The sequence below is a fragment of the Nocardia jinanensis genome, assembly GCF_014645735.1.
Classification (GTDB): Bacteria; Actinomycetota; Actinomycetes; order Mycobacteriales; family Mycobacteriaceae; genus Nocardia; species Nocardia jinanensis.
On the sequence record NZ_BMMH01000002.1, the window covers coordinates 471,744 to 498,062 of the forward strand.

Genomic DNA, 26,319 nt, shown 5'->3' on the forward strand with positions numbered 1-26,319 from the left:
GCGAAGCCGACGGTGGCCGCCGTCGCGATGCGGCGGCGGCCGACCGGTAGCTACTGCCCCGGATGCTGCCGGGGCTGGTACTGCTGCGGCGGTTCGCCGGGCTGCTGCGGCGGCAGGGCCGGTGGTGTAGCGGGACGACCGGGTTTGCTGGTCGTCACCGGTGCGGCGGTGTCCACCGGGGTACGGGCGACCGATTCCGCGGCTCGTACCGCCCGTTCCACCGCCGGGTCGGTGCTCGTATCGAACCAGTCGGCCACCTCGTCGGAATCGTCTTCCGGTTTCCCGGGGACCTCCTCGCCGGTGGGCGGCTCGTACCGGAACACCCCGTCCTCGCCCTGGGTCGCGAAATTCTTCGCGAACCCCTCCAGCGCCTTGCCGAAATCGCTGGGCACCAGCCATACCTTGTTCGAGTCGCCGCGCGCCACCAAGGGCAGGGTCTGCATGTACTGGTAGGCCAGCAGTTCGGGCGTCGGTTTACCGGACTTGATCGCCGCGAAGACCTTCTCGATGGCCTTGGCCTGCCCCTGGGCCTGCAGATACGAAGCGGCCCGCTCGCCCTGGGCGCGCAGGATCCGGCTCTGGCGCTCGCCCTCGGCCGACAGGATCGCCGATTGTTTCGCGCCCTCCGCCGACAGGATCTGCGCCTGTTTGGCACCCTCGGCGGTCTTGATCTGCGATTCCCGGGTGCCCTCGGCGGTGAGGATCATGGCGCGCTTCTCCCGGTCCGCCTTCATCTGCTTCTCCATCGACTCCTGGATCGACGGCGGCGGATCGATGGATTTGAGCTCGACCCGGGCCACCCGCAGACCCCATCGTCCGGTGGCTTCGTCGAGCACCCCGCGCAGCTGGTTGTTGATCTGGTCGCGGGAGGTCAGCGTCTCCTCGAGAGTCATCCCGCCCACCACATTGCGCAGGGTGGTGACGGTGAGCTGTTCCACGGCGGCGATGTAGTTGGAGATCTCGTAGACCGCGGACTGCGGCTGCATGACCTGGAAATACACTACCGAGTCGATCTGCAGGGTCAGATTGTCCTGAGTGATCACCGGCTGGGGCGGGAAGGAGACCACTCGTTCACGCAGATCGACCTTGGCACGGATCCGGTCGACGAACGGGACCAGGAAGGCCAGCTGTCCCGATGCCGTGCGGGAGTACCGGCCCAGTCGTTCGATCACCGCCGCCTCGGCCTGCGGGATCAGCGCGATCGATTTGAACACCACCACCGCCGCCAGCAGTACCAGTGCCAGGACGACTATCAGTGCAGCCATTACGGCCCTCTCCAGACGACGGCGGTCGCGCCGTCGATCTTCATCACGTACACGGTCGCGCCCTCCGGGTACTCCTCACCCGGGTCCAGGGCACGCGCGGTCCACACCTCACCGCCCAGTTTCACCAGGCCGCCGTGTTCGCCCACCGGTTCGAGCACCCGCGCCGTCTTACCGGGGAGCGCGTCCGCGTTGGTCAGGGTGGGCGGCGGGGTCCCGAAGCGGCGCAACAGAACCGGGCGTACGCCCAGCAGCAGCACCACTGCCGACACCGCGAACACCACCGCGTCCACGACGGGCGTGGTGCCGGCGAGGAAACTCACCCCCGCGGTGAGGAGCGCGGCGGAACCGAGCATCAGCAGAGTCAGTTCACCGACGAACATCTCGGCCGCCGCCAGCAGTATCCCGGCGACCAGCCAGACTATTGCGGCCACGTAGCCCACCTTAGTGCGATACCGCGCATCCTGGGGGCGGACGGGCGACACCCCGGCACCGGAGGAGCGCCGGGAGCGTCGCGTGCGCTACGTTCGGCCCGGTGAGCGATCGATACGGCGATATCTTCTCCGGCCACCCGCACACCGCCCGGCGCACCGTCCCGCGGGTCGACGCCGATCCGGACCTCGTTGTCGAGGATGCCGCCAGTGGGTTCTGCGGGGCCGTGGTCGGATTCGACCGGAGCTACGACGGTGATTTCGTGAAACTCGAGGACGCGCGTGGCGCGGTACGCCTGTTCGCCCTGCGGGAAGCGGCGTTCCTGATCGACGGCGAACCGGTCACCCTGGTGCGGCCACGGACACCGGCGGCCGCGCGCCCCACCCGTTCCGCATCGGGGTCCACCCGCGTCGAGGGGCTGCGCGCGAAAGTCGCCGCGCCCAGCCGGATCTGGGTCGAGGGTGTACACGACGCGGCACTGGTGGAACGGGTCTGGGGCCACGACCTGCGTGTGGAGGGGGTGGTCGTCGAACATCTGGAGGGTCTCGACAACCTCGCCGCCCGGCTCACCGATTTCGGCCCCGGTCCCGGGAAGAAGGTCGGCGTACTGGTCGATCATCTGGTCACCGGCTCCAAAGAAACTCAGCTCACCACCGGGCTCGGCGAATACGTTCTGGTCACCGGGCACCCGTACATCGACGTCTGGCAGGCGGTGAAACCGGCGGTCCTCGGAATTCCGGAATGGCCGCGGGTGCCGCGTGGGGAGGATTGGAAGACCGGGGTGTGCCGGCGGCTCGGCTGGGGCACGCCGCAGGAGGGGTGGCGCCGGGTGTATTCGGCGGTGAACTCGTTCCGCGATCTGGAAGCCCCGCTCCTCGGCGCGGTGGAACGTCTGATCGACTTCGTGACCGAACCGGGCGGACCATTCTAACCGCCGGATACAGCCTGCGCCGAGGCTGCCCGCGGGGTGCCGACACCCTTTATGCTCGATGATTATGTGCTCTCCCAGTGCCACCCTCACACTGTGGGCCGGATCGTGGCTCGCGGGTCGCAGCGCGCCCGATGACGTGCTCGAGGCGCTGCACGCCTGGGCGGCCCGGCATACGCTGGCGGCCGGGGATCCGGTCACCGGCGGCCGTACCGATCTACCGTGGTCGGCGCACGGGAATCCGGGCAGCACCGGAGTCATGGCGCTGCTCAAGCTGATTCGCGAGGAATTGGCCGTTCCCGGCGCCGAACTGCGCCTGGTGCTTCCGGTCCCGGGGGATGTCCGCGGCCTGCCGACCGGCACCGCCTTCGCCGCCGATGCGGTGGAATCCGGTGAGGGAATGCTGCTGGGGGTCCCGGGTGCCGAAGGTACCGGGCTCATCCCCTACCAGGAGGACGAGAACACGTTGCAGTGGACCGTCTACAGCGTGCCGATGCCCCGTACCGCCGGGTCCGATATGTCACTCGGCGAGGCCGAATACGCGATGCGCGAAGCGGTCCGGGACGCGGCCGACGCGCTCATGCGCCTGCACACCACCGGCCTCGGCGTCGGGGATGCCGACCCCCGCGAGCTCATCGAGGCCGAGCTCGCCGACTACTCCCGGCACACCTACCCCGAATACGTCCCGCTCCGCGCCAAACGGATCCTCGATTCGGCCGACCACGTCGCGGCGATCCTCACGGTCGCCCAGCGCGAGCCCGCCTCCGCGCCGACCTCGGCCAGCGCCGCCACCGCACACGAGACTTTGCTGCGTCCCCTGTGGGATGCCATCCGCGCGGCCCGCCTCGTCGCGGTGCACACCGCCGCGCCGCAATCACGCTGATCCCGATCCTGGGCCGCCCACGGCGCACGCGTAGCAGGTTCTCGCCGAATCACTCCACCGGAGTATCGAATTCGCGCAGCTGTGGACCAACCGCGCCACGCGGGAAAATCGCTGGAGAGCACGAGCTTCGACTGTCACTCCGTCTGGCCGCCGACACCGGTGCGGCAAACCTTCGAGCCGGAAGCCGCCGGGCGGCGGGCCGACGAGTTCGGTGCAGCGAGAGACTTTTTCCGGCCCGGCCGACCACTCGTCGGCTACCACGCCGAATCCGGCTTCTCCGGTCGCGAGACTCTCGCCCGCTCGGCTCCCCGGCCGCGACCGCCCAGGAGGGCTCGCGACCGGGAGCGCCGGTTCAGCGGGAGGCGATGATCGCCGAGCCGTGCCCGAAGAGGCCCTGATTCACCGCGATACCCGCGCGGGCGTTCTCCACCTGGCGGTCGTCGGCTTGTCCGCGCAATTGCCAGGTGAGCTCGCAGACCTGGGCGATCGCCTGCGCGGGGATCGCCTCACCGAAGGAGGCCAGCCCACCGCTGGGGTTCACCGGCACGCGTCCACCCAGTGTCGTCGCGCCGCTGCGCAGCAGTTCCTCGGCGCCGCCCGTATCGCAGAGCCCGATATCCTCGTACCAGTCCAACTCCAGCGCGGTGGAGAGGTCGTAGACCTCCGCGAAGGACAGGTCCGAGGGCCCGAGTCCGGCTTCCTCGTACGCGGCGCGGGCGAGGGAAGAACGGAACGTGTGCGGCGGGGGTTCGACGGCCACAGCCGAGTCCGTCGCGAAATCCGGCAGGTCGACGACGGTTTTCGGGAACGTGGGTGTAACCGTCGACAGTGCCCGGATACGGACCGGGTCGCTGATGCCGTGGCGGCGGGCGTACTCCACCGATGTCAGTACCAGTGCCGCGCCGCCGTCACTGGTCGCGCAGATATCGAGCAGTCGCAGCGGGTCCGAGACGATGGCCGAGGCGGCGACCTCCTCGGCCGAGACCTCTTTGCGGTAACGGGCGTACGGATTGTTCAGTCCGTGCTTGGCGTTCTTCACCTTCACCGCGGCGAAGTCGTCGAGCGTGGCGCCGTGCAGTGCCATCCGGCGGCGGGCGTAGAGCGCGAAATAGATGGGGTTGGTCGCGCCGAGCAGGTGGAAGCGCAACCAGTCCGGATCATCGCGGCGTTCACCGCCGACCGGCTGGAAGAAACCTTTGGGGGCGGCGTCCGCGCCGATCACCAGCGCCACATCGGTCAGTCCGGCCAGGATCTGGGCGCGGGCGTTGGCGATGGCCTGCGCACCGGAGGCGCAGGCGGCGTAACTGCTCGAGATCCGCGCACCCGACCAGCCCAGCGCCTGGGCGAATGTCGCCCCGGACACGAAACCGGGGTATCCGTTGCGGATCGTGTCCGCGCCGGCGATATAGCCGACGTCGCGGTGGTCCACACCGGCGTCCGCCAGTGCCGCGCGGGCCGCTACCAGCCCGTATTCGACGAAATTGCGTCCCCATTTGCCCCACTGGTGCATGCCCGCACCGAGGACGGCGATATCGCGATCATTCCTGTCCGTCATCGACCGGCCTCCACATCCACACCGTGTGATCGGCTTCCTCGTCCGTGTACAGCACACCGAGAGCGAGCTCTACCGGCATCCCGACGGCCAGGTCGTCCACCGTGAGGCCGCGCACGACCTGCCCGAGAATCACCATCTGCTCGACCTCGAGCTCCACCGCCGCGACGACATACGGTTCGAACGGATCGGGTGAGACATAGGGCGGGGGCGGTTTGTACCGGGCATCCGCGTACGACCAGATCCGGCCCCGTGTGGAGAACAGGTATTCGGACAGTTCCGAGCCGTCCTTCGGACTCGCACACTGCGGGTTTCGACAGGCCAGTGAGTTCCGCGGGAAGTACGGTGTGCCGCACACATCGCAGCGGCTTCCCACGAGACGCGGCGTGCCGTCGTCCGTGGTGAACCAGTCCGGCACCGCGGGGCGTTGTTCCTTCTGCACAGCCCCGACACTATAGGAACACGTTCTATTTCGGGATAGGAACACGTTCCATTTTTCGAGCGGAAACCACCTCCGCCGATGTATCGGCGGCGGTACGGTGAACCACGATGGGTACCAGAGCCGTCGACCCGCAGTCGATCCGAAATGTCACGATCGTCGGGGAGCCCGCCGAGACGACACGGGTCGTCCGGCGCCTGCTCCGCGGCCGCACCGAAACCGGATCCGGTACGGCCGCCGCGATCCATCGGGCGATGGGCGGTGTCGAGCACATGATTCGCGTCGCCGAGTTGTCGAGCCAGGCGTCCATCGCGGATCTGGAACGGTCCCTCCGGGTGGCCGATGGCGTGATCGTGGTCCTGAACGCCGCCGTGACGAGCGCCCCGCGACTCGAGACGATTCTGCGGGTGGCCGACGACCATCAGGTCGCGCGGCTGTGCCTGGTGACCGGACTCGATCATCCCGCCGCCGATTTCGACCGCTGCGTCCGCGCGGTCGCCGATACGCGCGGCGCGCGGCCGCTGCCACTGCACCTCCCCCTCGGCATCGGTCCCGGATTCGAAGGTGTCATCGATCTGGTCCCGATGTGGGTGCTCGAACCGATGGCCGCCGAATTCTACGGAAGCCATTGGCAAGTCGCCGAGCAGTGGTACCGCGACCTCGCGGCCGCGGCGATGGAGCAGGACGGCATGGATTCGGATGCCACCCGCGGACCGCGGGAGATCCCGCCCGAACAGTTGCACGACCATATCCGCAATATCACCCGCATAGGTGAGGCCGTGCCGGTGCTGTGCGACGCGACGTGGTACGGCGACGATATCGCTCCCCTCCTGGACGCCATCGTCCGCTATCTGCCGTCGCCCATGCTCGTCTGCCAACCGGAACACGCTCTCGACTACTGAGGGGATGCTGCCGAAAGGTGGGACTTCGGCCCCCGGATGCCGAAGGCGAGGCAGCACTCGCCCAGCAGCGAACCAACCCCTTCCCCGGGATGGCACGGCGTCCAGCGGCCCGGGAGACGGCGGCACCGGCCTATAAGCGATAGCCGACTTCGGTCACCAACCGCCCACTCGAAAATCGCAGGTCGTCCCGGTTCCCAGGCACCCGCCGACGGGCTCCGGCCGCCTCACCGACCGATGGGGCGCCGCGGCGGCGCACAACAGTCGACAGCACACGGCTCGCCGTCGGTCGTGCAGCCGTACCCGGGCACCGCACCGAGACGGCGCGGTGTGACCCCACCCAGGTGCTCACCGATCAACTCCACCACCATTTCGGCGAACCGCGGATCGGTGCCGGGTGTCGCGGCGCGGGCGAAGGACAGACCGAGTTCGGCGGCCTTCTCGGCGGCCTCGTTGTCCAGATCCCAGATCACCTCGAGGTGATCGGAGACGAATCCGACCGGGCAGACGATCACGGACTCGAATCCCTTGTCCGCCAGCACTTCCAGATGGTCGACGATATCGGGCTCCAGCCACGGGATATGCGGCGGACCCGACCGGGACTGCCAGACCACGTCGTACTCGCCGAAACCGGTTGCCGCGGCGCACAATCGGGCCGCCTCGGCGACCTGCCTGCTGTAGAGCCGCCCACCGTCGGCCGGCGGCCCGGCCGCGGCGTCGGCGCTCACCGGCACCGAATGCGCGGTGAAGACCAGCCGGGCGATCTCCCGATGCGCGGCGGGCAGTGTGTCCCGCGCCGCGCGAACGGCATCGGCGAACGCTGCGACGAGCAGGGGGTGATCGAAATACTGGCGCAGTTTCACCAGTTCCGGAGCGTCCGAGCCGGCAGCCGCGCGGGCCCGGACGATATCCTCGTCGTACTGGCGGCAACCGGAGTACCCGCCCCAGGCCGAGGTCGGGAACACCAGTGCCGAACGGACCCCGTCCGCGGTCATCCGGGCCAGGGTGTCCTCCACCATCGGATGCCAGTTGCGGTTGCCGAAGTACACCGGCAACTCCGTCCCGGCGGCGGACAGTTCCCGTTGCACCGCCGCGATGATGTCGCGGTTGAGGGCATTGATCGGCGATACCCCACCGAAGTGCAGATAGTGTTGCGCGACCTCGGCGAGCCGTTCCGGGGGAACGCCGCGGCCGCGGGTCACGTTCTCCAGGAACGGCAGCACATCGTCGGGCCCTTCCGGACCGCCGAAGGACAGCAGCAGCAGTGCGTCGGCCGCACGGGCCACGGTGTCTCCTCCTCGATCGATTCCGTCAGTCCAGCGGCATGTTCTCGGGGAACCAGGTGTTGTGGCTGGCACCGCCGTCGACGTAGATGATCGAACCGGTGGTCGCGGGCAGCCAGTCCGACAGCAGCGCGACGATCGATTTGCCGACTACCTCGGCACCGCCGTCCCAGCCGATCGGCGAGGCACCGTCCCAGTAGGTGTCCAGCTGCTTGAGCTGTTTCGCGTCGTCGGTGGCGGTACCGGCGATCGCCTTGGCGGCGAGCGTTTTGACCGGGCCCGCGGCGATCAGGTTGGACCGGATCTTCTTCGCGTAGCCGACCTCACGCGCCACGTACCGATTCACCGATTCCAGCGCGGCCTTGGCCACACCCATCCAGTTGTAGTACGGCATGGCGGTCCGGGGATCGAAATCCATTCCGACGATGGAACCGCGCTCGTTCATCACGGGCAGTACCGCGCGGGCCAGCGCCGCGTAACTCCAGGCCGAGATCTCGAAAGATTTCGCCGCATCCGCGCTGGGTCCGTCGAGGAACGGCAGGGCGTCCGGACCCATGAGGGTTTTGGGGGCGAAAGCGATCGAATGCAGCACACCGTCGATACCTTCGGGGGCCAGGCGGCGGATTTCGTCGGGCAGTTTGCGCAGGTCCTCGTCATTGGTGACATCGAGCCCGATGGCCGGCGGCACCTCCTCGGGCAGCCGCTTGGCGATCCGGTCGATCAGTCGCAGGCGCTCGGTGAGGCCGGTGATGATCACTCTGGCCCCTTCCTTCTGCGCGATCGCCGCCGCATGGAAAGCGATGGAGGCATCGGTGATGATGCCGGTGACGAGGATCGTCTTGCCTTCGAGCAATCCGCCCATGAGTTCTCGGTTCTCCCTGAGTGTGATGTCGTGTATCGCCGCGCCCGGCCGAAGTGCCGACCTCGCGCACGGAAACGCCGCGGCGGTGGATCTGAACTGAACGAACGACGGGCGTCAGTGCCCCATACCCATACCGCCGTCCACCGGGAGCACCGCACCCGAGACGTAGGCCGAGTCCTCCGAGGCGAGGAAGCTGACCACCGCCGCCACATCCTCGGGCCGGCCGAGGCGCTGTAGCGGGATGAACTTCTTCGCCATATCCCGCAGATCCTCGGGGAGGTCCTTGGTCATATCGGTCTCGATGAAACCGGGCGCGACGACATTGGCGGTGATCGACCGGGAGCCGAGTTCGCGGGTGATGGAACGCGCCAGGCCTACTACACCGGCCTTCGAGGCCGCGTAGTTGATCTGCCCGGCCTGGCCGGCGAACCCGACAACCGAGCCGAGGAAGATCATCCGGCCCCAGCGGGCGCGCAGCATCGCACGATTGGCCCGCTTGGCGCACCGGAAGGCGCCGGCCAGGTTGGCGTCGACCACGCTGGTGAACTGCTCTTCGGTCATCCGCATGAGCAGTGTGTCGTCGGTGATACCGGCGTTGGCGACCAGCACCTCTACCGGGCCCTGCTGGGCCTCCACCTCGGCGAACGCCCGATCCACCGAATCACTGTCGGTGACATCGCATTTCACCCCGAGCAGCCCTTCGGGGGCGCCCGAACCGCGATGGGTGACGGCCACCTTGTGGCCGTCGGCGTGCAGACGCTGCGCCACCGCGAGCCCGATGCCGCGGTTACCGCCGGTCACCAGGACCGAGCGTGCTGTGAAGTTCGACATGGGGACAAACCTACCCGGCGACCCCGGGCCCACTCACATGGGACGTCGGCCGATATTTTCCGGGTGTGTTTGTACATCCCGCACAATGCGGGGCATACCGGAACGGGCCGGAGCCGTACTCGACGACACCGGCCCGAACCGCTTCACGAAGACTGTGTCAGCAGGAGGGACACCACATGATCGAACGTGCGGTGAACCCGAGTGACGGCACATCCGCACCGTCGCCCACGTACCGATATTCGTGCGGTGTCGAACCACTCCCACACGGGTTCGAACTCATCAGGATCTCCCTGCCGACCCGGTTGGCAACCGACCTGGCCGGAGCCACATCGAGGCAATAGTTCGCCGCCGAATCGGTGTGGACCGCCCCGTGTAGCTGCCCCGTGTAATTGTCTCCGCTCCAGAAACACGCATCCCAGCCGCACGATACCGACGCCGACGCCGACGGCGCAGGCATCGAGAAAAGCGCGAACAGAACCGAGACCATCGCAGCGGCGACCGTCGCTCCACGCATTGGAACCCCTCCCGTAGAGGTGCCACCCCTACGGCACCCACCGCACAACACTACGTGCGGAAAACGGGACGGGCCAAGGCTTTTTGCGTCAGGGCAGCCGCTGCCGGAGCGCGAGGGCCACAACGATCCCGACAAAAGTCGACAGCAGTCCGAGTAACCACCAGGGCCGGCTCGCGTCACCTCGCGTCGTCTCGTATCCGATCTGCTCCTCCAGGGTGTCGTACACCCTGGACAGTTCCTGCAGCGTTGCGGCACTGTAGAAATCACCGCCCGACAAATTCGCGATCTCCTGCATCGCCTCGTCGTCGACCTCGACCTTCACCCGGTCGGTACCACCATCGTCACGGGGAATATCGACAGTTCCCCACTTTGTCCCGAAGGAGATGGTCGACACCGGAATCTTCTTGGTCTTCGCCAACCGAGCCGCCACGAATTCGTGGCGCGGATTGTCGACATCCTCGAAATCCGGAACCGTCTGCTTACCGTCGGACATGAGCACGATCCGCGCCGGTGGTGGCGTCTCGGAACCACCGAGTACGGAAGCGAGTGTCTCGATCGACTGCAAGGCGGTGAGGATGCCCTCACCGGTCGCCGTTCGTTCGGCGAGCTTGATGTTGTCGATCGCGGCCTTCACCGATCCACGATCGGTGGTGGGCGAGACGAGCACCGAGGCGGTGCCCGCGTAGGTCACGAGGCCCAGGTTGATCCCGGGTGTGAGCCCCTCGGCGAAGTCCTTGGCCGCCTGTTGCGCGACCTCCAGTCGGCTCGGTGAGACATCGGTGGCCTCCATGGACAGCGAGACATCCATGACCAGCACGACGGTGGCCCGATTACGCGGCACCTTCTGTTCGGCCGTCGGACCGGCCGCACCGATCGTGGAGAACACCATGCCCAGGATCAGCAGCACGATCGGCACATGACGCCAGAAGCTGGGCCGCTGAGGTGCGACCTTCTCGAGCTGCTCCATATTGCTGAACCGCAGCATATGCCGGTGTTTACTGCGCTGAGCCAGCAGATATCCCAGCGCCAGCAGCAGGATGACAGCAAGGAATCCGAGCCAGACAGGGGCGGTGAAATTCGAAATACTCACTGGCGTGGCACCCGGGAGGTCGAGGCGCCGAGGCTGTGGCGCCGGGTGGAGACGAACCGGACCACATCGGCGATCCAGTCCCGGTCGGTCTGCAGGGTCAGCACCGGGGCGCCGCAGCTGCGTAAGGTCTGCTCGACCTCTTCCCGGTGCCGTTGCGCGGCCGCCGCGTAGTCGGCGCGCAACTGTGGGGTGACGCTGAACTCGCGGGTCCGACCGGTCTCCGGATCGTGCAGCACCACATCCCCGATATCGGGCAGGGCGATATCACGCGGGTCGAGTACCTCGACGGCCAGCAGATCGTGGCGTGCGGAGATGGCCCGTAGCGACCGTTGCCAATCGATATCACCCAGGAAATCGCTGATGACGACCGCGAGGCCACGTTTACGCTGCGGCCGGCGCAACGATTCGATAGCGCCGCGCAGATCACCGCGCACCCCGTCGCGCGGATGCGGCGTGGTGGCGATACTGCGCAGCAACGACTGCGCGTGCACCCGGCCGCTGCGCGCGGGGATCCGCTGCATCTGCTCACCGGTCGCGACCACCGCGCCGACCCGGTTCCCGCCGCCCATCGTCAGATGGGTGATCGCGGCGGCCGCGGCCACCGCGAGATCGCGTTTCTGGCAGGCTGCGGTGCCGAAGTCCAGGCTGGCGGACAGATCCACCACCATCCAGGTCTCCAGTTCGCGGTCGGCGATCATCTGCCGGACGTGCGGATGGGTGGTCCGCGCGGTGACCGACCAGTCCATCTGCCGCACATCGTCGCCGGGCTGATAGGCCCGTGCCTCCCCCGGCTCCGAACCGGGGCCGGGGATGAGGCCGAGGTGGTCGCCGTGCAGGACGCCGTCGAGGCGGCGGCGCACGGTGAGCTCGAGCGTTTTCAGGGCAGCCGTCAGATGCGGATCGGTCAGCTCGCCCGATCGGAACGACGGCGGGGCGTGGGGGTCGGGCACGGTCTCTCGGGCGCGGGGGTCCGGCGGCCGGGTCACTGGGGCTGGTTCGTGCCGGCGGTCTGCGGTACCTGAGGCGCCGGAGCCTGCTGCGGCGGCGCGGGCGGGCGATTGCCGTTCTCCGCGACGGGCGGGGCGCCGCCGGGCGCCACGGCCTGCGGCGCGACCTGCGGGAGGCCGACGGTCTGCAGGACCCGCTGGACCACGTCCTCCGGGCTGACCTCGTCGGCGAGCGCGTCGTAGGACAGTACGAGCCGGTGCCGCAGCACATCGGGGATGACCTCGATGACGTCCTGCGGGACCACATAGTCGCGGCCGCGGATCAGCGCCACGGCGCGGGCGGCCGCGATGATACCGAGGCTGGCACGCGGCGAGGCACCGTAGGACACCCAGTTCGCCACATCGTGCATACCGAATTCCGCCGGGGTACGGGTCGCGGAGATGACCCGGACCACGTAGTCGACCAGGGCGTGGTGTACGAAGGTGTTCGCGGCCAGTTTCTGGAGTCGGATGAGCTCCGTCGGTTCCAGGATCCGGCTCGGCTCCGGCGGGGTCACACCCATCCGGTAGATGATCTCGCGCTCTTCCTCCACCGAGGGATAGTCGACGACGACCTTGAACAGGAAGCGGTCGCGCTGCGCTTCCGGCAGCGGGTACACGCCCTCGCTCTCGATCGGGTTCTGGGTGGCCATCACCAGGAACGGATCGGGCATCGGGTAGGTCTTACCGCCGATCGACACATGCCGCTCGGCCATCACCTCGAGCAGCGCCGACTGCACCTTGGCCGGGGCGCGGTTGATCTCGTCGGCGAGGACGAAGTTCGCGACCACGGGCCCGAGTTCGGTATCGAACTCCTCCCGGCCCTGCCGGTAGATGCGCGTCCCGACGAGGTCGGTCGGCACCAGGTCGGGGGTGAACTGGACGCGGGAGAACGAACCGCCCACCACTTTGGCGAAGGTCTCGACCGCGAGCGTCTTGGCGATACCGGGGACACCCTCCAGCAGAACGTGTCCTCTGGCGAGCACCCCGACGAGCAGCCGCTCGACCAGCCGGTCCTGCCCGACGATGACCCGCTTGATCTCGTAGATCGCCTTTTCCAGGGTCTGGACGTCACGCTCGAGGGCGCTCGAAGCAGGCGCCGGCGGTTCCTTCGCCAAATCTGCCCCGCTGACACCGTCCGTCGAAGTCACCAACATCCCCGCTTTCGCCTTGGTCCTGTGCGTGCTGTCACAACTATTCCAGGTGATGGCCGTATATGCCGTAACCGGCTCCACCATAGGCGCAAAACCGACGCGCTCGCATGCGCACAGAACCCGGAGTGCCGCCGTCGAGCTCCGCCGCGGTCCGTGCGCCGAACTGCCCCGATCACACAAAAGTGTCCGATCACGATCGTGATCGGACACTGTCGATTCGCAGCCGTGGGCCGTCCGAGCGGTCCTGGGCCTACTCGTATAGGACCACTTGCCGCGGCCATGCGGCTTCTCATAGCAGTCGATATGCTTCGACCCGGTCTGCGCGCGGCTCCCCCAGGAAGTCCGGTATCCGGCGATCCTAGCGGGCCACCCGCTCCTCTTCACGCGAATCATCTTCGGGCAGAAGAACTTTCACGCCGTTGCGCGCCTTGAGCCAGGCCAGGCCGGCAATGGCGGCGACGAATCCGAGCAGAATCACGATCGTGACCGTGGTCGGATCGATCAGACCCTCGTGCTGGACCCGGTCCACGAACGTCCGCGTTTTGACATCGACGGAGTCAGCCGGACGCACGGCCCGCACATGATCCTCGGCCAGTTCGAGGCGGACCCGGCTGATGTTGTCGCTGTAGGTGCCCACCCAGTCCTGGCTCAGCACCAGGACCGTCCCGTGTTCGGTCTTGGCCACCTCGGTCGCCAGATCACGCAGCTCGGAATCATGACCGGGGTTGCCTTCGATCACCACCACACTCAACTCGATCCCCTGCTCCCGCGCCGTATCGACGATGGTGGCCAGGTCTTCCTGGTCCGTCCCTTCAGGAGTAGCCACCGAATTATCGGCAAGATCGTTCCGGACCTCTGTCATGGTCTCCGAATCGAATCCGTCCGGGAGCTTGGTGGCCCTCGGGGAGAAGGCCGAGGTGTGGGTGACGGTCATCTTCCATCCGGTCTGGTCGAGCCGCATCGTCTCAGGACGCGACGGGGAATCCGTACTGGGCACAAATCGCGGGGGTACCCGTCGGGACCACCCGGCTAACTCGGACCAGCTCGAGAGCAGGTTACGCGACGAATGAAAGGTCCCCTACTCCCGCCACGCCCGGCCCTGCGGCGCGCCGCAGGGCCGGGGTGTCGCACGGCCCCGAATATTTCACAGGACAAGCGTACTGTTAGGGTTGGGAATCGCGGGGAACCGGCGCCTTCCCGGGCCGGCACCTCATGCCAGAGACGTACCGCCGCCGGCACAGCCCCGCCGACGGCGTCCGCACACCCGACAAGTGGAGCTGACGTGACGAAAAGTATCGATACTTTCGGCGCCAAGGGCAACCTCGAGGTCGGAAGCAACTCCTACGAGATCTTCCGGCTCTCGGCCGTACCCGGCACCGAGAAACTCCCGTACGCACTGAAAGTCCTCGCCGAGAATCTGCTGCGCACCGAGGACGGCGCGAATATCACCGCCGACCACGTCCGTGCCCTGGCGAACTGGGATCCCAGCGCCCAGCCCAGTATCGAGATCCAGTTCACCCCGGCCCGCGTGGTGATGCAGGACTTCACCGGCGTGCCCTGTGTGGTCGACCTGGCCACCATGCGCGAGGCCGTTTCCGCCCTCGGCGGCGACCCGGAGAAGGTCAACCCGCTCTCCCCCGCCGAGATGGTCATCGATCACTCGCTCATCCTCGACGTCTTCGGGCGCGCCGACGCCTTCGAGCGCAATGTCGAACTCGAATACGAGCGCAACGGCGAGCGCTACCAGTTCCTGCGCTGGGGCCAGGGCGCGTTCGACGATTTCAAGGTCGTCCCCCCGGGCACGGGCATCGTGCACCAGGTCAATATCGAGTACCTGGCCCGCACCGTCATGGTCCGCAACGGACAGGCCTACCCCGACACCTGTGTCGGCACCGACTCGCACACCACCATGGTCAACGGTCTGGGTGTGCTGGGCTGGGGCGTCGGCGGTATCGAGGCCGAGGCCGCCATGCTGGGCCAGCCGGTCTCCATGCTGATCCCGCGTGTGGTCGGCTTCAAGCTCACCGGTGAGATCCAGCCCGGCGTGACCGCCACCGACGTGGTGCTGACCGTCACCGATATCCTGCGCAAGCACGGTGTGGTCGGCAAATTCGTGGAGTTCTACGGCCAGGGCGTGGCCGAGGTCCCGCTGGCCAACCGCGCCACGCTGGGCAATATGAGCCCCGAGTTCGGCTCGACCGCGGCGATCTTCCCGATCGACGAGGAAACCGTCAACTACCTGCGCCTGACCGGCCGCACCGACGAGCAGCTGGCGCTCGTCGAGGCCTATGCCAAGGAGCAGGGCATGTGGCACGATCCGGCCGCCGAGCCCGTGTACTCGGAGTACCTCGAGCTCGACCTGGGCACCGTGGTGCCCTCCATCGCCGGCCCGAAGCGCCCGCAGGACCGTATCGCGCTGGACGAGTCGAAGATCGCGTTCCGCAAGGACATCCACAACTACGTGCAGGATCAGCAACCGACGCCGCATTCCCAGCTGGACGAGGCGGTCGAGGAGTCGTTCCCGGCCTCCGATCCGGTCAGCCTGTCCTTCGCCGACGACGGCGCCGTCGACGTCCAGTCCGCGGCCGTCAACGCCAACGGCCGGCCGAGCAAGCCGGTGCGCGTCGTTTCCGAGGAACGCGGCGAGTTCATCCTGGACCACGGTGCGGTCGCGGTCGCGGGTATCACCTCCTGCACCAACACCTCCAACCCGTCGGTCATGATCGGCGCGGCGCTGCTCGCCCGGAACGCGGTGGAGAAGGGCCTGTCCAGCAAGCCGTGGGTGAAGACCAATATGGCTCCCGGCTCGCAGGTCGTCACCGACTACTATGAGAAGGCCGGCCTGTGGCCGTACCTGGAGAAGCTGGGCTTCTACCTCGGTGGTTACGGCTGCACCACCTGCATCGGTAACACCGGTCCGCTGCCGGAGGAGATCTCCAAGGCGGTCAACGACAACGACCTCACCGTCACCGCGGTGCTGTCCGGTAACCGCAACTTCGAGGGTCGTATCTCCCCCGACGTGAAGATGAACTACCTGGCCTCACCGCCGCTGGTCATCGCCTACGCGCTCGCGGGCACCATGGACTTCGATTTCGAGAGCGACGCGCTGGGCACGGACACCAAGGGCGATCCGGTGTTCCTGAGGGACATCTGGCCCTCGGCCCAGGAGATCGACGACACCATCAAGTCGGCGATCAGCCAGGAGATGTTCACCAAGTCCTACGCCGATGTCTTCAAGGGCGACGAGCGGTGGCGCAGCCTGCCCACTCCGGAGGGCAACACCTTCGAGTGGAGTGACGACTCCACCTACGTCCGCAAGGCGCCCTACTTCGACGGTATGGGCATGGAGCCGGAAGCGGTCGCCGATATCAAGGGGGCGCGTGTGCTGGCCCTGCTGGGCGATTCGGTCACCACCGACCACATCTCCCCGGCCGGTGCCATCAAACCGGGCACCCCGGCCGCCGATTACCTCGATTCGCACGGTGTGGCGCGCAAGGACTACAACTCCCTGGGCTCGCGGCGCGGTAACCACGAGGTGATGATCCGCGGTACCTTCGCCAACATCCGGCTGCGCAACCAGCTCCTCGACGATGTCTCCGGCGGTTACACCCGCGACTTCACCCAGGAAGGCGCCCCGCAGGCGTTCATCTACGACGCCTCGCAGAACTACCAGAGGGCCGGTGTCCCGCTGGTTGTACTGGGCGGTAAGGAATACGGTTCCGGCTCCTCGCGCGACTGGGCCGCCAAGGGCACCAGCCTGCTGGGTGTGCGGGCCGTCATCGTCGAATCGTTCGAGCGCATCCACCGCTCGAACCTGATCGGCATGGGTGTGATCCCGCTGCAGTTCCCGGCGGGCGAATCGGCCAAATCGCTGGGCCTGACCGGTACCGAGGTCTTCGATATCACGGGTATCGAAGAGCTCAACTCGGGCAGCACGCCGTCCACGGTGCATGTCACCGCGACCAAGGACGACGGCTCGAAAATCGAGTTCGACGCGGTGGTCCGTATCGACACCCCCGGTGAAGCCGATTACTACCGCAACGGCGGCATTCTGCAGTATGTCCTGCGGAACATGATCAGGTCCTGATCACGCCGTGCGGGACGGCGCCGCTTCCGGCGCGTATACGCGCCCCCAGGGCTCGTCGTTGCGGACCCGGGACTCCGCGCCTACGGCGCATGTGCTCCGGGTCCGCAACGACGAGCCGGGCGCCGCTCGCAGGACTCGCTCCCGGCGGGGTTGCGAGGGCGCCGGGAGGTCACTTGTTCGTTCGCTCGTAATCTGATGGCCCCGCGCGGTGATCCGCCGCGCGGGGTTCGTATCCGTTGAAGGAGCACGATGCCCAAGGTCAGCGACGATCATCTGGCCGCCCGGCGTAAACAGATACTCGACGGCGCCCGGCGCTGTTTCGCCGAGTTCGGGTACGACGGCGCCACGGTGCGGCGCCTCGAGGACGCCATCGGCCTGTCCCGTGGTGCGATCTTCCACCATTTCCGGGACAAGGACGCGCTGTTCTTCGCGCTCGCCCAGGAGGACGCCGAGCGGATGGCGGATGTGGCGGCCAACCAGGGTCTCGTACAGGTGATGCGGGATATGCTCGCCGACCCGCAGGAGTACAACTGGCTGGGGACCCGGCTCGAGATCGCCCGCCGGCTGCGCACCGATCCGGAGTTCCGGGCCGGCTGGACCCAGCGGTCGGCCGAGCTCACCGCGGCGACTCTGGCTCGCCTGGAACGCCGCAAAGCAGCCGGAGCGCTGCGCGACGATGTGCCCACCGATGTCCTGCTGGGTTATCTCGATCTGGTGCTCGACGGTCTCATCGCCCGAATCGCTTCCGGGCACACCAACGAAAACCTCACCGCTGTCCTGGATCTCGTCGAGGCCTCGGTGCGCCGCCGCCCCTGAGCGTACTGCGCCCCGCCCGCGCCACCCGGCGCGCTCAGCTCCCGGATTCCAGTGCGGTGAGCAGCTTTCCGGCAATCCGGTCCAGTTCCCGGCATTCGGCCGCGGTCAGCGCCGACAACATGCGCGTCTCGTTGGCGGTGTGTTCGGTGACCACGATGTCGACCAGCTCGCGGCCCACATCGGTCAATGCGACCCGCACGGCCCGGCGGTCGCCCACGTCCGCGATACGGCGCACGTAGCCCGCCGATTCCAAGCGGTCCAGCCGCCCCGTCATCCCCGCCCGCGACAGCATGAGGGTGTCCGCCAGCGCGGAGGGGTTGAGCTCGAAGGGTTCACCGGCCCGCCGCAGCGCGGCCAGCACGTCGAATTCCCCCCGGCGCAGACCGTGGGCGAAGAACACCGCCTCGATCTCCCGTTCAGTGACGACCGCCAGCCGACCGAGGCGGCCGAAGACCACCATCGCCGCCAGATCCAGGTCGGGGCGTTCCCGTCGCCACTGCCGCTCGATGGCATCGATCGCATCTGATTCGGGTTCGGACATGGACACGAGTCTATTCGCCGGCATATAGTTCGGTATCGAATTATTCGGAAGCGAATTACATAGGAGCGTCCGTGAACACCACCCCGCACCCCCTCGCCGTCCGGCAGCCGGGAGAAGCCGAAACGCTGCACACCGAATCAGTCACCATGCGTCTGCTCATCGACGCCGAGCAGGCCCACGGCACGGCCAGCACGCTCGAGGTCACCATGGACCGCGGCGCAGACGGCGCGGCACCGCATTTCCACACGCTGTCCGATGAACTCTTCTACGTCGCCGACGGCGAACTGCAGCTCATGGCCGGGGACCGTATCGTCACCGTGGGAGCCGGCGGGGTCGCCGTGGTGCCGAAGACGACCGTCCACGCTTTCGGCGCCGCACCCGGCCACGGGGCCCGCATTCTGATCGCCCTCATGCCCGGCGTACAGCGGTTCGGCTACTTCCGGCTGCTCGAACGTATCGCCCGCGGCGAAGCCACCCTGGACGAACTCGCCGCGTCTCAGGACGAATACGACAACCACTTCGTCGACGCGCCCCGGTGGTGGCAGGAACGCAACGCCCAGCGCCGCTGAACGGGAACAACCGGGGGCACCGGCGGGTTCGCACCGGCATGACCTTCTCCGTCCCCGTGACCGTTCGCGGTTACGAACTAGATGTCCAAGGCCATGTCAATCAGGCGGTCTACCTGCAGTACGCCGAACACGCCCGCTGGGAGTTCCTGCTCGCCGCGGGTCTGCAAGCGGACAAACTGGTGGCCGCGCGGGTGGGGCCGGTGGTCCTGGAGAGCACCATCAAGTACCGGCGCGAACTGCGCGGCGGCGACGATTTCCGGGTCACCTGCGAGTTCGAATGGGGTAGCGGGAAGACCTATCGCATCCGGCAGGAGATGATCCGCACCGACGACACCCTCTCCGCCGAGGTGGCGGTGATCGGCGGCCTGCTGGATCTGGATGCTCGCCGGTTGCTCGCCGATCCGGGCGGTCGTTTCCGCGAACTGGCCACGAATCCGGAACTTCTCGGACCTGATCGCCGGCAGGCCGGTACGGCAAACAATTCTCCAGCGACCGGCCGCTGCCCCGTTTCCGGAAATTCTCCGCCACGGGAAAATTTCCGAGGACAAGATCAGGTATCCGAACAGGGGAGATCCGGCGATATCGGCTGCCGGAGCCTCCGGTCGGCGATATGATCCGGACGCGCTCGGGTCGTGGCACACTGCGAGCAAGATCGGAGAATCCAGATGACCGATGCCCTCCACCTGCTCGACACACCCGGACGCGGTGTGGTGGCCACCCTCACAGGTGCGCTGGTCGGCGAATCCGACCGCGATATCCGTGTCCGGGTGGCAGACGGGATGTGGACGTTCCGCCGCGGTGACGTACTCGCCGTCCAGGACCTCGACGACCGGACGGCCGGCCGCCGGGTCCGCGTCGACATCCGCCCCGGCAGCACCGCCGATTTCACCCGCAGCCTCCGGATCGATGTAGTGGAACGGCCGATGACCCTGGCGGCACCGCCATCCGAGGCGTTCGGCGACCCACAGCTACGCCGCCTCACCGAATCCTGGGCCCAGCGCCTCGACCTGGCCGATACCCCCGAATTCCCCGCGACGTTCACGTGCGCTCAGACCCGGTCGCGCAATACCAGCGACGACGGTATCCACAGCGACAGCTTCGACTGAACGGCGGGCGCGATGAGCACCCGGGAGACCGCAGCGGTCCTCATCGTCTCCGAATCCGACGATCTGCACGCCGCTGCCATGGAGGTGACGCTGCGGGAACAGCACGCGATCGTCCCGCTCCGCCTCGATCTGCGTGATTTCCCGCGCGAGCCGGGCAGTTTCCGCCTCGACGAGGCCGGCGTCGAACGGTCGCTGGCCGGACTGGACGGGCTGGACGGGGTCCGCTCGGTCTGGTGGCGGCGCCCGCATCCGAGCTCGGTGCCGTCCGGCGTCCGCGCCGACGACAACGCCTACCGGCAGGCCGAATGCGACGGCTTCGTCCAGGGACTGCTGTGGTCGCTGGGTGCCCAGTGGGTCAACGACCCGGGTAACGACCGGATCGCCCACCGCAAGATCGTCCAGCTGGATACCGCGCGCCGAGCGGGCTGCGCGGTACCGGAGACCCTGGTCACCAATGACCCGGACGCGGCCCGCGACTTCATCGAACATCGTGGCGACCGTGTCGTTTTCAAACGCACCGGCACCTCCCGCGCCGAATTCTCCGAGACCAGGCTGGTCGGCGCCGCCGATCTGGACCGGCTCACCGGGATCCGCTGGGCGCCCACCATCTTCCAGCGTTATATCGACCCGGAATGCGATCTGCGGGTGGTGTGGGTAGATGGGCAGGAGTGGGCGGTACGCATCGATTCCCGCTCCGGCGCCGGGCGCGTGGATTCCCGGCTGGACACCTCGGTCGATTTCGCGCCCGCGCTCCTACCGGCGGCCGTCAGCAAATCGCTGGCGACGCTGATGGGCACGCTGGGCCTGAGTTTCGGCGTGCTGGATCTACGGGTGGGCCTCGACGGCGAATACTACTTCCTCGAGGTCAACCCGCAGGGACAGTTCGCCTACCTCGAGATCAAGACCGGACTGCCGATCTTCACCAGCCTGGCCAATCTCCTGACCCACGGGGACGGCTCCGTCTCCGGCTGGTGAGCGCACCGACGGGGGCGGTCCACACGCGGACCCTCGCCGCCGGGCGCGTCATCCCGGCGACGGAGCCTGCGAATACGGTGGACTAGCGGGCTTTACGGCGGTTGGCACCGCCGCGGCTGCGGAGTTGCACATGCGACTCCGTCAGCACATTGTGGATGAACCCGTAGGAGCGCCCGGTCGCACGTGCCAGCGACCGAATACTCGCCCCCGCCTCGTATTGCTTCTTCAATTGGTTTTGCAGGCGATCCCGTGACTTACCTGTGACGCGGGTGCCCTTGCCCAATGTGCTCTTGCTCTGTACCGGCCTGTCGCCCATGGCTTCCTCCGAGTCGCCGAGCAGCGTCACTCTCAGGCTAAGCACTCCGCGACCATCCGGCAATGAGTTCTTGTGATGAAACTCACGCGAGCTGAATCAATTCCAGGTACTCGGCGGACCAGTGGTCCTCGCTGCCGTCCGGGAGCAGGATCACCCGTTCCGGATTCAGGGCCTCGGCGGCGCCCGGATCGTGGGTCACCAGCACCACCGCGCCCGCATAGGTGCGCAGCGCGTCGAGGACCTGTTCCCGCGAGATCGGGTCGAGGTTGTTGGTGGGCTCGTCGAGCAGCAGGACATTGGCCGCCGAGGAGACCAGTCCGGCGAGCGCGAGCCGGGTCTTCTCACCGCCGGACAGCGTCCCGGCGGGCTGCTCCAGCTGCGGACCGGTGAACATGAAGGCGCCCAGTAGGCCGCGCAACTCCTGCTCACCCGCGTCCGGAGCCGCGTGCCGGATGTTCTCCCAGACCGAGGCCGAATCGTCGAGGGTGTCGTGTTCCTGGGCGAAGTACCCCACCTTGAGCCCGTGCCCGGGTACCAGGCCCCCGGCGGTCGGTTCCTCGGTACCGGCCAGCAGCCGCAGCAGTGTGGTCTTACCGGCACCGTTGAGGCCGAGCACCACCACCCGGCTGCCCCGGTCGATGGCCAGGTCCACACCGGTGAAGATCTCCAGTGACCCGTAGACCTTGGTGAGGTTCTCCGCCATCAGCGGGGTCTTCCCGCAGGGGGCCGGTTCGGGGAATTTGATCCGGGCGACTTTGTCGGCCACGCGGACCTCGTCGAGCTCCGACATCAGCCGGTCGGCCCGTTTCGCCATATTCTGCGCGGCAACGGCTTTGGTGGCCTTGGCGCCGAGTTTGGCGGCCTGGGCCCGCAGCGCCGAGGCCTTCTTCTCCGCGTTGGCCCGCTCACGGCGGCGCCGCTGCTCGTCGGTCGCGCGGGCGTCGAGATATTTCTGCCAGCCCATGTTGTAGACATCGGCTTCACCACGTACCGCGTCGAGGAACCAGACCTTGTTGACCACATCCGCGAGCAGCTCGACATCATGGCTGATCACGATCAGGCCACCGCTGTGGTTCTGCAGGAAGCCACGCAGCCAGGTGATGGAATCGGCGTCGAGGTGGTTGGTGGGCTCGTCCAGCAGCAGGGTGGTATCGGACCGGCCGCCGCTGCCGTCGGAAGCGGCGAACAGGATGCGCGCCAGTTCGATTCGCCGGCGCTGACCGCCGGAGAGCGTGCGCAGCGCCTGGTCCAGTACCCGATCCGGTAGCCCGAGGCTGTTGCAGATCCGGGCGGCCTCGCTTTCGGCCACATATCCGCCGAGCGCGGAGAAACGGTCCTCCAACCGGCCGTATTTGCGGACAGCGCGTTCACGTTCGGTCTCGTCGGCGAGTTCGGCCATCAGCGCCTGCTGCTTCTCCATATCGCGGATCAGCGCATCGAGACCGCGGGCGGAGAGCACCCGGTCGCGGGCGAGGACGTCGAGATTGCCCTCCCGCGGATCCTGCGGGAGGTAACCGATATCACTGGACCGCGTGATCGCTCCGGCGTAGGGCTCACCCTCACCCGCCAGAATCCGCAGAGTAGTGGTCTTACCGGCGCCGTTACGCCCGACCAGACCGATCCGATCGCCGGCCTGAACCCGCAGCGCCGGGCCGGGCGCGGACAGCAGGGTACGGACGCCGGCCCGGACCTCGAGGTCGGTCGCGGTGATCACAGATATCTCCTAGGAACACGGGTTGGGGGCAGCGGCCCGGCTCGCCCGACAGTGGGCCCATCCACCGATCATCGGATGTGTCCGGACACGGAACCACCGATTTTACCCCGGACCACGACACCGCCCGGTCACGGTGGCTGCCGGGCGGTCGGTGCCCGCCGACGGCATATCCGGGCACGGTAACGTGCCCGCATATGAGCACCGATCTGTTGGGCAAGAGCGCGCTGGTCTCCGGAGCCAGCCGTGGTATCGGCTACGCGGTGGCCGCCGAGCTGCTGAGCCGGGGCGCGAATGTGCTGATCACCGCGCGCAAGCCCGAACCGCTGGAGAAGGCGGCCGCCGAACTGCGGGCGCTGGGACACCAGGGCGAGGTCGTCGCCCTGGCCGGCAATTCCGGCGACGACGAGGCGCGCAGCGCCGCTGTGCAGCGCGCGGTCGCCGAATTCGGTTCGCTGGACATCCTGATCAACAACACCGGCATCAACCCGGTGTACGGCGCGCTGATGGAAGCCGATCTGGACGCGGTGCGCAAGATCTTCGACGTCAACGTCGTGGCCGCGCTCGGCTACATCCAGGAGGCGTACAGGGCCTGGATGGGCGAGCACGGTGGCGCCGTGGTGAACGTGGCCAGTGTGGCCGGTATCCGCTCCACCGGGGTGATCGCTGCCTACGGCGCCTCCAAGGCGGCGCTGATCCGGCTCACCGACGAACTGGCCTGGCAGCTCGGCCCGAAGATCCGGGTCAACGCGGTCGCCCCCGGCGTGGTGAAGACCAGCTTCGCCGACGCGCTGTACTCGGCGGACGAGGAGGCGGCCGCGCAGGTCTACCCGATGAAGCGGCTGGGTTCGCCGGAGGACGTGGCGCGGCTGATCGCGTTCCTGGCCTCCGACCAGGCGGCCTGGATCACCGGTGAGACGGTGCGTGTCGACGGCGGTCTGCTGTCGACCGGCGGTCTCTGAATCGATCGATCAGGGCCGGGGTGGTGTCACCGCCCCGGCCCTTTGTTGTTGCGCCCCGCCCGATGTTCAGGAGCGATGGGGCAGGTTCTGCAACCGGACCTGACCGCGTGCGATCAGCCGGCCGTCCGCGTCGGTGACCACGACCTGCCAGAGTTGCTGCATCCCGCCGCGATGCAGCGGGGTGGCCTCGGCGCTGAGCTGCCCTTCGCGGACGGCGCGCAGGAAGTCGGTGTTGTTGTTGACACCGACCACCACGCCGCGTTCGCCGTACCAGGCGGCGCCGCCGGAACTGGCCAGCGTTTCCACCACGGTGCACAGCACCCCGCCGTTCTGGATTCCGGCGGGCTGGTGCAGCTGCGGCGTCACGGTCCATTCGCCGCGGACGCGGTCGGGCCCCAGCTCGGTCACGTGCAGACCCATCAGATCCGCGAAGGTCCCCTTGCTGATCTCGTTGAGTTGTTCGGCACTGAGATCGGCCGTCGACATCGGGGAGCGGGTCTGTTGTTCGGTCATGGCTCAACAATCGCATGCTCGTCCCGGAAGCCGGAGTACGGGCCCGGAGGCCAGGAGCGGAAATGAAGCGGCGGACCCCACCTCCATGATGGGGTCCGCCGCGGGCATTGGATCGGGGGTCACCGCAGCCCTCGGGACTCTCGCGCGATCCGTACGCCGGTATCGAGTATAGGTCAGGCTTACCTAACTAAGCAACACGTTGCGCACGCCGGATCGCCATACCGCGATCTTCCAGCGCCATCAGCAGCCCCTGACCCCGCCGCGCGCCCGCCACCGGATCGGTGCGAGCCAGGTCCGGGACGTAGGTGGCCGCACCGGAAACGGATTCGGCCACCAGCGCCCAGAATCGACGCGAACTCAGACCCGCGCACCGCGCCAGCGCGCCCTGAACCAGCAGCAGCGACGGTTCGCAGCGATAGGCCAGCCACACCCACATCGCTCGCTCGCACGGTAGCGACACGACTCCGGGTGAACCTTCCAGCGGATCGCCCGCCACGACACGAATGGTGGTGTCGGTCAGGCCCGCCCAGTCGATCCCACCGTCGTTGTCGGTGTGGATCCACACGTTCTCCAAGCCGGGATCCCAGGCGCGGCCGTCGGCGATCCACAACGCCGCGACCCGGCCGACCACGGCGTGGATGAGGGCGGTGGCCACCACCTCCGACGCGGCGGTCGCGCTGATCATCTCCGCGACATGCCGCCGGTACATCAGATCGATCCGGCCCTCCCGCAGACCAGTCGACAGCGCCCACCAGCGCCGCTTGCCCTGCTCGGCCATGGCGGCGGCGGCATAGACACGCGGATGCTCCGGCTGCAGGGACCGTAACCGGGCACAGGCCGACCCGAACGGCGCCTCGTACGGACGGGGGATGCGCACAGTGGCCAGTTCGGACATTCGAACCTCCTCGAGATCGGCGTCGCAGCAACGACTTGATCGAAAGATAGGTTAGCCTAACCAGACCTAGCAAGTATTTCTCGCGAACAAGGATGTAACGACCCCGTGACGATCTTCGACCCACTCGGGCCGGTGGCGCATGTCCCAACCGGCCGCTCACCGCAACACCGGGCGCCGGACACGGCGGGCGCACCGGCCACCGGACCGCCCCGCACCACACATCGGGCTTTTCCGGTGGTCCACGCCCTATGATCAATCCCACCAAATTACGACACCCTGTAGTACGGCACAGCGTCGTTGGAGTCGTAAAATCAAAAGATGGCTGGACTTGGTGAGCTCGAGAAAGCGGTTATGGACCAACTGTGGTCGGCCGATGAACCACAAACGGTCCGGCAGGTCCACGAGGCCCTGTCGGCGCGCCGCGAACTCGCCTACACCACGGTGATGACCGTGCTGCAGCGTCTCGCGAAGAAGAATCTGGTGGTGCAGCGACGCGACGATCGCGCCCACCGGTACGCTCCCGTACACACCCGCGACGAGCTGGTCGCCGGCCTCATGATGGACGCGCTGCAACAAGCGGACGAGGCCGGTAGCCGGGCCGCGGCCCTGGTGCACTTCGTGGAGCAGGTCGGCAAGGACGAGGCCGCGGCCCTACGGGACGCACTCGCTAAGCTCGAAGCAACCGAGGACAACTAGCCCCCGCAGCGACCGAC

27 protein-coding genes are annotated in these 26,319 nt (G+C 67.5%); 11 read left to right on the plus strand and 16 right to left on the minus strand.

Features of this window, described 5'->3' with window-relative positions; all coding sequences use genetic code 11:
- Window positions 1-50 precede the first annotated feature (50 nt).
- Together IEY68_RS06680 and IEY68_RS06685 are read right to left on the minus strand one after the other, a co-directional pair.
- Complete coding sequence (locus IEY68_RS06680; protein ID WP_058856241.1) at window positions 51-1,265, minus strand: SPFH domain-containing protein; 1,215 nt, start codon at window positions 1,263-1,265, stop codon at window positions 51-53.
- Window positions 1,265-1,696 (minus strand): NfeD family protein, encoded by a 432-nt coding sequence (locus tag IEY68_RS06685; RefSeq protein WP_058856327.1) that lies wholly within the window; start codon window positions 1,694-1,696, stop codon window positions 1,265-1,267. Before IEY68_RS06685 ends, IEY68_RS06680 begins: the two co-directional genes overlap by 1 nt.
- A 101-nt stretch (window positions 1,697-1,797) precedes the next feature.
- Here IEY68_RS06685 and IEY68_RS06690 point away from each other — a divergent pair, with 101 nt between their 5' ends.
- Both IEY68_RS06690 and IEY68_RS06695 read left to right on the plus strand, forming a co-directional pair.
- Window positions 1,798-2,625 carry a DUF3097 domain-containing protein gene (locus IEY68_RS06690; RefSeq protein WP_058856242.1) on the plus strand — a complete coding sequence of 276 codons (828 nt, stop codon included), beginning with the start codon at window positions 1,798-1,800 and terminating at the stop codon, window positions 2,623-2,625.
- A 64-nt stretch (window positions 2,626-2,689) separates the two neighbouring features.
- A complete protein-coding gene (locus tag IEY68_RS06695) occupies window positions 2,690-3,505 on the plus strand; it encodes an Rv1486c family protein (protein ID WP_058856243.1) in 816 nt (271 codons plus the stop codon).
- A 352-nt stretch (window positions 3,506-3,857) separates the two neighbouring features.
- Here the strand turns inward: IEY68_RS06695 and IEY68_RS06700 are convergent, their stop codons facing one another.
- Together IEY68_RS06700 and IEY68_RS06705 are read right to left on the minus strand one after the other, a co-directional pair.
- Window positions 3,858-5,060, minus strand: a complete 1,203-nt coding sequence (locus tag IEY68_RS06700) for a lipid-transfer protein (RefSeq protein ID WP_058856244.1) — start codon at window positions 5,058-5,060, stop codon at window positions 3,858-3,860.
- Window positions 5,044-5,499, minus strand: a complete 456-nt coding sequence (locus IEY68_RS06705) for a Zn-ribbon domain-containing OB-fold protein (RefSeq protein ID WP_058856245.1) — start codon at window positions 5,497-5,499, stop codon at window positions 5,044-5,046. The genes IEY68_RS06700 and IEY68_RS06705 overlap by 17 nt, the downstream gene beginning before the upstream one ends.
- Before the next feature lie 107 nt (window positions 5,500-5,606).
- Between IEY68_RS06705 and IEY68_RS06710 the strand changes: the two genes are divergently transcribed.
- Window positions 5,607-6,398: a GTP-binding protein gene (locus IEY68_RS06710; RefSeq protein ID WP_058856246.1), complete on the plus strand. Its 792-nt coding sequence runs from the start codon at window positions 5,607-5,609 to the stop codon at window positions 6,396-6,398.
- Window positions 6,399-6,622: 224 nt separating this feature from the next.
- On the opposite strand, the gene IEY68_RS06715 is transcribed toward IEY68_RS06710, so the two are convergent.
- The 7 genes from IEY68_RS06715 to IEY68_RS06745 form a co-directional block, all read right to left on the minus strand.
- A complete protein-coding gene (locus IEY68_RS06715; RefSeq protein WP_189094093.1) occupies window positions 6,623-7,681 on the minus strand; it encodes a ferrochelatase in 1,059 nt (352 codons plus the stop codon).
- 25 nt (window positions 7,682-7,706) lie between these two features.
- A complete protein-coding gene (gene inhA / locus IEY68_RS06720; RefSeq protein WP_058856247.1) occupies window positions 7,707-8,540 on the minus strand; it encodes an NADH-dependent enoyl-ACP reductase InhA in 834 nt (277 codons plus the stop codon).
- A gap of 114 nt (window positions 8,541-8,654) precedes the next feature.
- Window positions 8,655-9,371, minus strand: a complete 717-nt coding sequence (gene fabG1, locus IEY68_RS06725) for a 3-oxoacyl-ACP reductase FabG1 (RefSeq protein ID WP_058856248.1) — start codon at window positions 9,369-9,371, stop codon at window positions 8,655-8,657.
- Window positions 9,372-9,973: 602 nt separating this feature from the next.
- Window positions 9,974-10,975, minus strand: coding sequence for a VWA domain-containing protein (locus tag IEY68_RS06730; protein ID WP_058856250.1), 1,002 nt, complete (start codon window positions 10,973-10,975; stop codon window positions 9,974-9,976).
- Window positions 10,972-11,925: a DUF58 domain-containing protein gene (locus tag IEY68_RS06735; protein ID WP_058856328.1), complete on the minus strand. Its 954-nt coding sequence runs from the start codon at window positions 11,923-11,925 to the stop codon at window positions 10,972-10,974. The genes IEY68_RS06730 and IEY68_RS06735 overlap by 4 nt, the downstream gene beginning before the upstream one ends.
- A gap of 32 nt (window positions 11,926-11,957) precedes the next feature.
- Complete coding sequence (gene moxR1 / locus IEY68_RS06740) at window positions 11,958-13,118, minus strand: chaperone MoxR1 (RefSeq protein WP_058856251.1); 1,161 nt, start codon at window positions 13,116-13,118, stop codon at window positions 11,958-11,960.
- A 355-nt stretch (window positions 13,119-13,473) separates the two neighbouring features.
- Window positions 13,474-14,049, minus strand: a complete 576-nt coding sequence (locus tag IEY68_RS06745) for an Rv1476 family membrane protein (protein WP_082681565.1) — start codon at window positions 14,047-14,049, stop codon at window positions 13,474-13,476.
- A 348-nt stretch (window positions 14,050-14,397) separates the two neighbouring features.
- On the opposite strand from IEY68_RS06745, the gene acnA reads away from it, so the two are divergent.
- Both acnA and IEY68_RS06755 read left to right on the plus strand, forming a co-directional pair.
- Entirely contained in the window at window positions 14,398-17,202 is a 2,805-nt protein-coding gene (gene acnA, locus IEY68_RS06750; protein WP_058856253.1) for an aconitate hydratase AcnA, read from the plus strand.
- 249 nt (window positions 17,203-17,451) lie between these two features.
- Window positions 17,452-18,018 carry a TetR/AcrR family transcriptional regulator gene (locus tag IEY68_RS06755; protein WP_058856254.1) on the plus strand — a complete coding sequence of 189 codons (567 nt, stop codon included), beginning with the start codon at window positions 17,452-17,454 and terminating at the stop codon, window positions 18,016-18,018.
- Window positions 18,019-18,052: 34 nt separating this feature from the next.
- On the opposite strand, the gene IEY68_RS06760 is transcribed toward IEY68_RS06755, so the two are convergent.
- On the minus strand, window positions 18,053-18,559 hold the full coding sequence (locus IEY68_RS06760; RefSeq protein ID WP_058856255.1) for a MarR family winged helix-turn-helix transcriptional regulator: 507 nt from the start codon (window positions 18,557-18,559) through the stop codon (window positions 18,053-18,055).
- 71 nt (window positions 18,560-18,630) lie between these two features.
- Between IEY68_RS06760 and IEY68_RS06765 the strand changes: the two genes are divergently transcribed.
- From IEY68_RS06765 to IEY68_RS06780, 4 genes are read left to right on the plus strand one after another with little or no spacing between them, the layout of a single operon-like run.
- Complete coding sequence (locus tag IEY68_RS06765) at window positions 18,631-19,128, plus strand: cupin domain-containing protein (RefSeq protein WP_058856256.1); 498 nt, start codon at window positions 18,631-18,633, stop codon at window positions 19,126-19,128.
- A 38-nt stretch (window positions 19,129-19,166) separates the two neighbouring features.
- A complete protein-coding gene (locus IEY68_RS06770; protein ID WP_063916222.1) occupies window positions 19,167-19,742 on the plus strand; it encodes an acyl-CoA thioesterase in 576 nt (191 codons plus the stop codon).
- A 51-nt stretch (window positions 19,743-19,793) separates the two neighbouring features.
- Window positions 19,794-20,234: a hypothetical protein gene (locus IEY68_RS06775; RefSeq protein ID WP_058856257.1), complete on the plus strand. Its 441-nt coding sequence runs from the start codon at window positions 19,794-19,796 to the stop codon at window positions 20,232-20,234.
- Window positions 20,235-20,246: 12 nt separating this feature from the next.
- On the plus strand, window positions 20,247-21,209 hold the full coding sequence (locus IEY68_RS06780; protein ID WP_058856258.1) for an MvdC/MvdD family ATP grasp protein: 963 nt from the start codon (window positions 20,247-20,249) through the stop codon (window positions 21,207-21,209).
- A gap of 82 nt (window positions 21,210-21,291) precedes the next feature.
- On the opposite strand, the gene IEY68_RS06785 is transcribed toward IEY68_RS06780, so the two are convergent.
- Complete coding sequence (locus tag IEY68_RS06785) at window positions 21,292-21,525, minus strand: helix-turn-helix domain-containing protein (protein ID WP_058856329.1); 234 nt, start codon at window positions 21,523-21,525, stop codon at window positions 21,292-21,294.
- An 82-nt stretch (window positions 21,526-21,607) separates the two neighbouring features.
- Window positions 21,608-23,239: an ABC-F family ATP-binding cassette domain-containing protein gene (locus tag IEY68_RS06790; RefSeq protein WP_058856259.1), complete on the minus strand. Its 1,632-nt coding sequence runs from the start codon at window positions 23,237-23,239 to the stop codon at window positions 21,608-21,610.
- A gap of 194 nt (window positions 23,240-23,433) precedes the next feature.
- On the opposite strand from IEY68_RS06790, the gene IEY68_RS06795 reads away from it, so the two are divergent.
- Complete coding sequence (locus IEY68_RS06795; protein WP_058856260.1) at window positions 23,434-24,198, plus strand: SDR family oxidoreductase; 765 nt, start codon at window positions 23,434-23,436, stop codon at window positions 24,196-24,198.
- A 66-nt stretch (window positions 24,199-24,264) separates the two neighbouring features.
- Here IEY68_RS06795 and IEY68_RS06800 read toward each other — a convergent pair whose 3' ends face one another.
- Window positions 24,265-24,711 (minus strand): PaaI family thioesterase, encoded by a 447-nt coding sequence (locus IEY68_RS06800; protein ID WP_058856261.1) that lies wholly within the window; start codon window positions 24,709-24,711, stop codon window positions 24,265-24,267.
- A gap of 187 nt (window positions 24,712-24,898) precedes the next feature.
- Entirely contained in the window at window positions 24,899-25,606 is a 708-nt protein-coding gene (locus IEY68_RS06805) for a hypothetical protein (protein WP_058856262.1), read from the minus strand.
- 318 nt (window positions 25,607-25,924) lie between these two features.
- Between IEY68_RS06805 and IEY68_RS06810 the strand changes: the two genes are divergently transcribed.
- The gene (locus tag IEY68_RS06810) at window positions 25,925-26,302 is read left to right on the plus strand and encodes a BlaI/MecI/CopY family transcriptional regulator (RefSeq protein WP_058856263.1); all 378 of its coding nucleotides are present in this window, start codon (window positions 25,925-25,927) and stop codon (window positions 26,300-26,302) included.
- Window positions 26,303-26,319 lie beyond the last annotated feature (17 nt).